This window comes from Pseudomonas sp. GW821-FHT04C07, assembly GCF_059420325.1.
Genome location: NZ_JBWKTM010000016.1, coordinates 161,346 through 167,417, shown reverse-complemented (window position 1 = coordinate 167,417; position 6,072 = coordinate 161,346). Strand labels below are relative to the sequence as shown.

At 58.0% G+C, this 6,072-nt stretch carries 6 protein-coding genes; 3 read left to right on the top strand and 3 right to left on the bottom strand.

The genetic code is table 11. The features are described 5' to 3' along the window. Positions 1-179: 179 nt before the first annotated feature. Both AC07UI_RS25505 and aptA read right to left on the bottom strand, forming a co-directional pair. Positions 180-1,673, bottom strand: coding sequence for a CoA-acylating methylmalonate-semialdehyde dehydrogenase (locus AC07UI_RS25505; protein WP_494995081.1), 1,494 nt, complete (start codon positions 1,671-1,673; stop codon positions 180-182). A gap of 140 nt (positions 1,674-1,813) precedes the next feature. Next, a complete protein-coding gene (gene aptA / locus AC07UI_RS25500; protein ID WP_494995080.1) occupies positions 1,814-3,163 on the bottom strand; it encodes an omega-aminotransferase AptA in 1,350 nt (449 codons plus the stop codon). Between the two features lie 124 nt (positions 3,164-3,287). Between aptA and AC07UI_RS25495 the strand changes: the two genes are divergently transcribed. From AC07UI_RS25495 to AC07UI_RS25485, 3 genes are all read left to right on the top strand, one after another. Beyond that, positions 3,288-4,208 carry a LysR family transcriptional regulator gene (locus tag AC07UI_RS25495; protein WP_494995079.1) on the top strand — a complete coding sequence of 307 codons (921 nt, stop codon included), beginning with the start codon at positions 3,288-3,290 and terminating at the stop codon, positions 4,206-4,208. A 103-nt stretch (positions 4,209-4,311) separates the two neighbouring features. Continuing rightward, positions 4,312-4,962, top strand: coding sequence for a TetR/AcrR family transcriptional regulator (locus tag AC07UI_RS25490; RefSeq protein WP_494995078.1), 651 nt, complete (start codon positions 4,312-4,314; stop codon positions 4,960-4,962). A gap of 13 nt (positions 4,963-4,975) precedes the next feature. Then, a complete protein-coding gene (locus AC07UI_RS25485; protein WP_494995077.1) occupies positions 4,976-5,557 on the top strand; it encodes an IMPACT family protein in 582 nt (193 codons plus the stop codon). Positions 5,558-5,788: 231 nt separating this feature from the next. Here AC07UI_RS25485 and AC07UI_RS25480 read toward each other — a convergent pair whose 3' ends face one another. Further along, a complete protein-coding gene (locus AC07UI_RS25480; RefSeq protein ID WP_494995076.1) occupies positions 5,789-6,064 on the bottom strand; it encodes a hypothetical protein in 276 nt (91 codons plus the stop codon). Positions 6,065-6,072 lie beyond the last annotated feature (8 nt).

Below are 6,072 nucleotides of genomic sequence, written 5' to 3'. Positions count from 1 at the left end.
TTTGTTTACCAAGGAGTTTTCCGTTTCGACTGCGCCGGAAGTGGGGCGAATTATAGGCTTCCAGATTCTGCCGTCAACCTCTATTTTCACAATTCTGTCATATGAGTCAAAAAGACCCTGAAAAGCAAAAGGCCGGCACCTTTTTTCAAATAAGGGAGCCGGCCTTTTTACTCTTCTACTTATAAGCTAGGGAAAGCGAACTGCGAAGCTTCGTGACTGGCACGTTGCGGCCAGCGCTGGGTAATTGCCTTACGGCGGGTATAGAAGCGCACACCATCCGGGCCATAAGCATGCAGGTCACCGAACAACGAACGCTTCCAGCCGCCAAAGCTGTGGTACGCCACTGGAACCGGCAGCGGTACGTTGACGCCCACCATCCCCACTTCAATCTCGTCGCAGAACAACCGGGCCGCTTCACCGTCACGGGTAAAGATGCAGGTGCCGTTGCCGTACTCGTGATCGTTGATCAGTTGCATCGCCTCTTCAAGGCTGTTCACTCGCACGATGCACAGCACCGGGCCGAAGATCTCTTCTTTATAGATACGCATCTCTGGAGTGACGCGATCGAACAGGCAGCCGCCGAGGAAGAAGCCCTCTTCGTGGCCCGTTACGCTCAGACCACGGCCATCGACCACCAACTCAGCGCCGGAAGAAACCCCGTCTTCTATATAGCCGCTGACTTTGTCGCGATGCTGACCGGTCACCAGTGGGCCCATGTCCAGACCACAGGAAGTGCCGGCACCAATTTTCAGCGCCTTGATTTGCGGCACCAACTTGGCGACCAATGCATCCGCCACCTGATCGCCGACACACACGGCCACCGAGATCGCCATGCAACGCTCACCGCAAGAACCATAGGCCGCGCCCATCAAGGCACTGACTGCGTTGTCCAGGTCTGCATCCGGCATCAGCACCGCATGGTTCTTCGCCCCGCCCAATGCTTGCACACGTTTGCCGCGCTTGGTGGCTTCGGCATAGATGTATTCAGCAATCGGAGTCGATCCGACAAAGCTAAGCGCTTTAACCTCTGGCGCTTCGATCAACGCATCCACCGCACCTTTGTCGCCGTGCACCACGCTCAACACACCTTTCGGCAAGCCGGCTTCTTGCAGCAGCTGGGCGATCAGCAGCGTTGAACTCGGATCACGCTCGGAAGGCTTGAGGATGAAGCAGTTTCCGCACACGATCGCCAATGGATACATCCACAGCGGAACCATGGCCGGGAAGTTGAACGGCGTGATGCCGGCAACCACGCCCAACGGCTGGAAGTCGGACCAGGCATCGATGTTCGGGCCGACGTTACGGCTGTACTCGCCCTTGAGGATTTCCGGAGCCGAGCAGGCGTATTCGACGTTCTCGATACCGCGCTTCAGTTCGCCAGCGGCGTCTTCCAGGGTCTTGCCGTGCTCTTCGCTGATCAACTGAGCGATACGCGCTTCGTTCTGCTCGAGCAGTTGTTTGAAGCGGAACATCACCTGAGCACGCTTGGCCGGCGGTGTGTTGCGCCATGCAGGAAAAGCAGCCTTGGCCGTGTCGATGGCTTTTTGCACTGTTTCGCGACTTGCCAGAGGAACCTTGTGAATCGGCTGGCCGGTGGACGGGTTGAACACATCAGCGCTGCGACCGTTGTCGGTCACCAGTTCGCCGTTGATCAAATGCTGGATAAGACTCATGCGGGGCTCCTGAAAAGTTGTCCACAGGCGCCCGACATGGGGCACCTGCTAAATAAACATGGCTTTTTGCAGGAGCACGGCTTGCCGGCGATGGCGTCCTTGAGGCCCATCGCGAGCAAGCTCGGCTCCTACAGGCTGGATCAGTCGACTTTGTTCAGCACTTCGCCGACCGCGTCGAACAGGCGATCAAGATCCTGCGGCTTGCTGTTGAAGGTTGGGCCGAACTGTAAGGTGTCGCCGCCGAAGCGCACGTAGAAACCAGCTTTCCATAGCGCCATACCGGCTTCGAACGGACGCACGATGGCGTCGCCGTCTCGCGGGGCGATCTGAATCGCGCCGGCCAGGCCATAGTTACGAATGTCGATGACGTTTTTCGAACCCTTCAAACCGTGCAACGCATTCTCGAAATGCGGCGCGACTTCAGCCACGCTCTGCACCAGGTTTTCCTTGTGCAGCAGATCCAGTGCAGCCAAACCAGCCGCGCAAGCCACCGGGTGCGCCGAGTAGGTGTAGCCGTGGGGGAATTCCACCGCGTATTCCGGCGTCGGTTGATTCATGAAGGTCTGATAAATCTCGGAACTGGCAATCACCGCGCCCATAGGGATTGCGCCGTTGGTGACTTGCTTGGCGATGCACATCAGGTCCGGGGTCACGCCAAAGCTGTCAGCACCGAACATCGAGCCGGTACGACCAAAGCCAGTAATCACTTCGTCGAAGACCAGCAGGATGTTGTGTTGATCACAGATTTCGCGCAGGCGCTTGAGGTAACCCTGAGGCGGAACCAGCACACCAGCGGAACCGGCCAGCGGCTCGACGAACACGGCGGCGATGTTCGAGGCATCGTGCAACTCGATCAGCTTGAGCAGCTCATCGGCCAGGGCAATACCGCCCTGCTCCGGCATTCCACGGGAATAGGCATTGCTCGCCAGCAAGGTGTGCGGCAGATGGTCGACATCCATCATTGCCTGACCGAACATTTTGCGGTTGCCGTTGACGCCGCCCAGACTGGTGCCGGCGATGTTCACGCCGTGGTAGCCACGGGCACGACCGATCATTTTGGTCTTGGTCGCCTGACCTTTCAGACGCCAGTAGGCACGCACCATCTTCACCGCGGTGTCAGCACACTCGGAGCCGGAATCGGTGAAGAACACGTGATTCAGGTTACCTGGGGTCAGCTCGGTGATTTTCTCTGCCAGCTGGAAAGACAGTGGGTGACCGTACTGAAAGCCCGGCGAGTAATCGAGGGTGCCCAACTGCTTTGCAACAGCTTCCTGGATTTCCTTGCGGGTATGCCCCGCACCACAGGTCCACAGACCGGACAACGAGTCATAGACCTTGCGGCCCTTGTCGTCGATCAGGTAGCTACCTTCTGCGGCAACAATCAGTCGCGGGTCGCGCTGGAAGTTGCGGTTGGCGGTGTAAGGCATCCAGTGAGCATCGAGCTTGAGTTGGCTGGCCAGGGAGACCGGAGCGTTTTCAGGCAAGTTCATGAGCAAAACCTCGCAGGGCAATAAGCGGCGTAGGGATCAAAAGCGTTCTTGCAGCTAAATTGCCACGGGGATAAAGTCGGTGAAATCCAACTTTTCTAACGTTCAGTCAGGCCAGCACTAAACTATGAGCAGTCGTCGCCCCGATCCGCTGGCGCAAGTCAGTGACTTTGATATCCGTCTGCTGCGCATATTTCGCAGCGTGGTCGAATGCGGCGGCTTCTCCGCAGCGGAAACCGTGCTGGGGATCGGCCGCTCAGCCATCAGCCAGCAGATGAGCGACCTTGAACAACGCCTCGGCCTGCGTCTGTGCCAACGCGGTCGCGCAGGGTTTTCTCTGACCGAGGAAGGACGCGAGGTCTATCAGTCGGCCTTGCAACTACTCAGTGCGCTGGAAAGCTTTCGCACCGAGGTCAACGGCCTGCACCAACATCTGCGCGGTGAGCTGACCATCGGCCTGACCGACAACCTGGTCACCCTCCCCCACATGCGCATCACCCATGCTTTGGCGCAGTTGAAGGAGCGGGGCCCGGACGTGCAGATTCAAATCCGCATGATCGCCCCCAACGAAGTGGAGCAAGGTGTACTCGACGGCCGTTTACATGTCGGTGTGGTGCCTCAGGCCAGCGCACTCTCGGGCCTGGAATACCAGCCGCTGTACAGCGAGCGTTCGCTGCTCTACTGCGCGGTCGGGCATCCGCTGTTTTATGTCGATGACAAACAACTGGATGACCAGCGGCTCAACAGTCAGGACGCCATCGCACCGACCTTCCGTTTGCCGTCCGAGATCCAGGCGCATTATCAGGCACTCAATTGCACCGCCAGCGCGTCGGATCGGGAAGGCATGGCGTTTCTGATTTTGACCGGACGCTATATCGGCTACCTGCCGGACCATTACGCCAGCCTCTGGGTGCAGCAAGGCCGACTGCGCGCTTTGAAACCCAAGGCGCGCTTCTACGACCTGAGCCTGGCTTCGGTCACCCGCAAGGGACGTCGCCCTCATTTGGTGTTGGAAAGTTTCTTGGAAAGCCTGGCGGCCACGCGGTAAAACCGAACGGCTTCGAGGCTTTTATGGTGACAAGGCTTGTCTGATTCTTGTGGGTGCGCTATCAACGCATTGGTTGCACCCACAGAACTGCTCGGAAACGTCCATGACCCTTGAAGTCCCAGCCCACACCGGCAAACCTGCCAGCCGAATTCGCCAAAAAAACGAAGACGCAATCATCAAGGCCGCCGAAGACGAGTTCGCTCGTCACGGGTTCAAAGGCACCAGCATGAACACCATTGCGCAGAATGCCGGACTGCCCAAGGCTAACCTGCATTACTACTTCACCAACAAGCTCGGGCTCTATGTGGCGGTGCTGAGCAACATCATCGAGTTGTGGGACAGCACCTTCAACACATTAACCGCCGAAGACGATCCGGCCGAAGCGCTGACGCGCTACATCCGCGCCAAGATGGAGTTTTCCCGCCGCCAACCGCAAGCCTCACGGATCTTCGCCATGGAGATCATCAGCGGCGGGGAATGCCTGAGCGAGCATTTCAGCCAGGACTATCGCGTCTGGTTCCAGGGCCGTGCAGGTGTATTTCAGGCCTGGATCGACGCTGGCAAGATGGACCCGGTCGACCCGGTAAACCTGATCTTTCTGTTGTGGGGCAGCACCCAGCATTACGCCGACTTCGCCACACAGATTTGTCGCGTGACGGGCCGCACCAAGCTGACCAGGCAGGACATGGAAGACGCTGGTAATAACCTGATCCGTATCATTCTCAAGGGCTGCGGCCTCAAGCCAACCCTTTAAAAGATCCTCGCACATGCCTTTTACCCTCGCCGGCCTTTGCGAATACCGCGAAGAAATTCGCAAAAGCCGCTTCATCGCCCTCGCTGCGCCGATCAGCAGCGCCGTTGATGCTCAGGCGTTCATCGAGCAGCACAGCGACTTGAATGCCTCGCACAATTGCTGGGCCTGGAAGCTCGCCGATCAATACCGCAGCAGCGACGATGGCGAACCGGGCGGCACTGCCGGACGGCCGATTCTGGCGGCCATCGAAGCGCAGGATTGTGATCAAGTAGCGGTAGTGGTGATTCGCTGGTACGGCGGCATCCAGTTAGGTACCGGCGGACTCGCTCGGGCCTATGGCGGCAGTGCCAACAAGTGCTTGCAAACCGCTGAACGAATTGCGCTGATCAGCCGGGTGCCGTTGCGTTGCGCCTGCGGCTTCGGCGAATTGGCGCTGGTCAAACTGCGGGTGGCCGAACTCGGGGGCCTGATGCTGGAAGAAACCTTCACCGCCAATGGCGTGGAGTTGCACCTGGCCGTAGGTGAATCACAGATCCAGACCCTGCAAACGCAACTGGCCGATCTGAGTCGCGGACGCATTCTGTTGCAGCGGTAAAAGGCTGCGATCTTTTGGGGCAAGACTTAATCCAAGTGTTTCCACGACTTGCCCACATCTGCTGTGCACCCGACTGTGGATAACCTGAGCACATTCCCCGCAACCCCTTCTGCAACGTGGCTTTGCGGCCATTGTTCATTTTTCGTCCAATCGCCCTTCTTCGGGATTAATCCCACTGAAAAACAATCAGTTAGAGCGGTTTATCGCCTTTAGAAGAAAGCCTTTCAGTGCTTATGCCTGGGCTTTTGGCTTGCGCACAAATACTGTGGAGCAATCTGTGGATAACCCGTGCAAGGCTGGCTCAGTCGCATAGGCAGCAACGCTCTCCGTCGGCTGCTCATTTTTTAACCAGTTCGATACGGGCGAAACCGGGGCCTTATCGACGGGCTTGCCCTGAAGTGGTGCCGGAGCAGGGATCAGTATATTGCGCGAGAGGCTGCGCAGCAGGCAGAACAACGACGACACCGGGTTTTCCTGACTCAATGGCCAGGAAATTGCTTTATCCACAGGCACAA

Coding starts and splice junctions, on each gene's coding strand:
- AC07UI_RS25505 (WP_494995081.1), bottom strand. CDS start 1,673: ATGAGTCTTATCCAGCATTTGATCAACGGCGAACTGGTGACCGACAAC.
- aptA (WP_494995080.1), bottom strand. CDS start 3,163: ATGAACTTGCCTGAAAACGCTCCGGTCTCCCTGGCCAGCCAACTCAAG.
- AC07UI_RS25490 (WP_494995078.1), top strand. CDS start 4,312: ATGACCCTTGAAGTCCCAGCCCACACCGGCAAACCTGCCAGCCGAATT.
- AC07UI_RS25485 (WP_494995077.1), top strand. CDS start 4,976: ATGCCTTTTACCCTCGCCGGCCTTTGCGAATACCGCGAAGAAATTCGC.
- AC07UI_RS25495 (WP_494995079.1), top strand. CDS start 3,288: ATGAGCAGTCGTCGCCCCGATCCGCTGGCGCAAGTCAGTGACTTTGAT.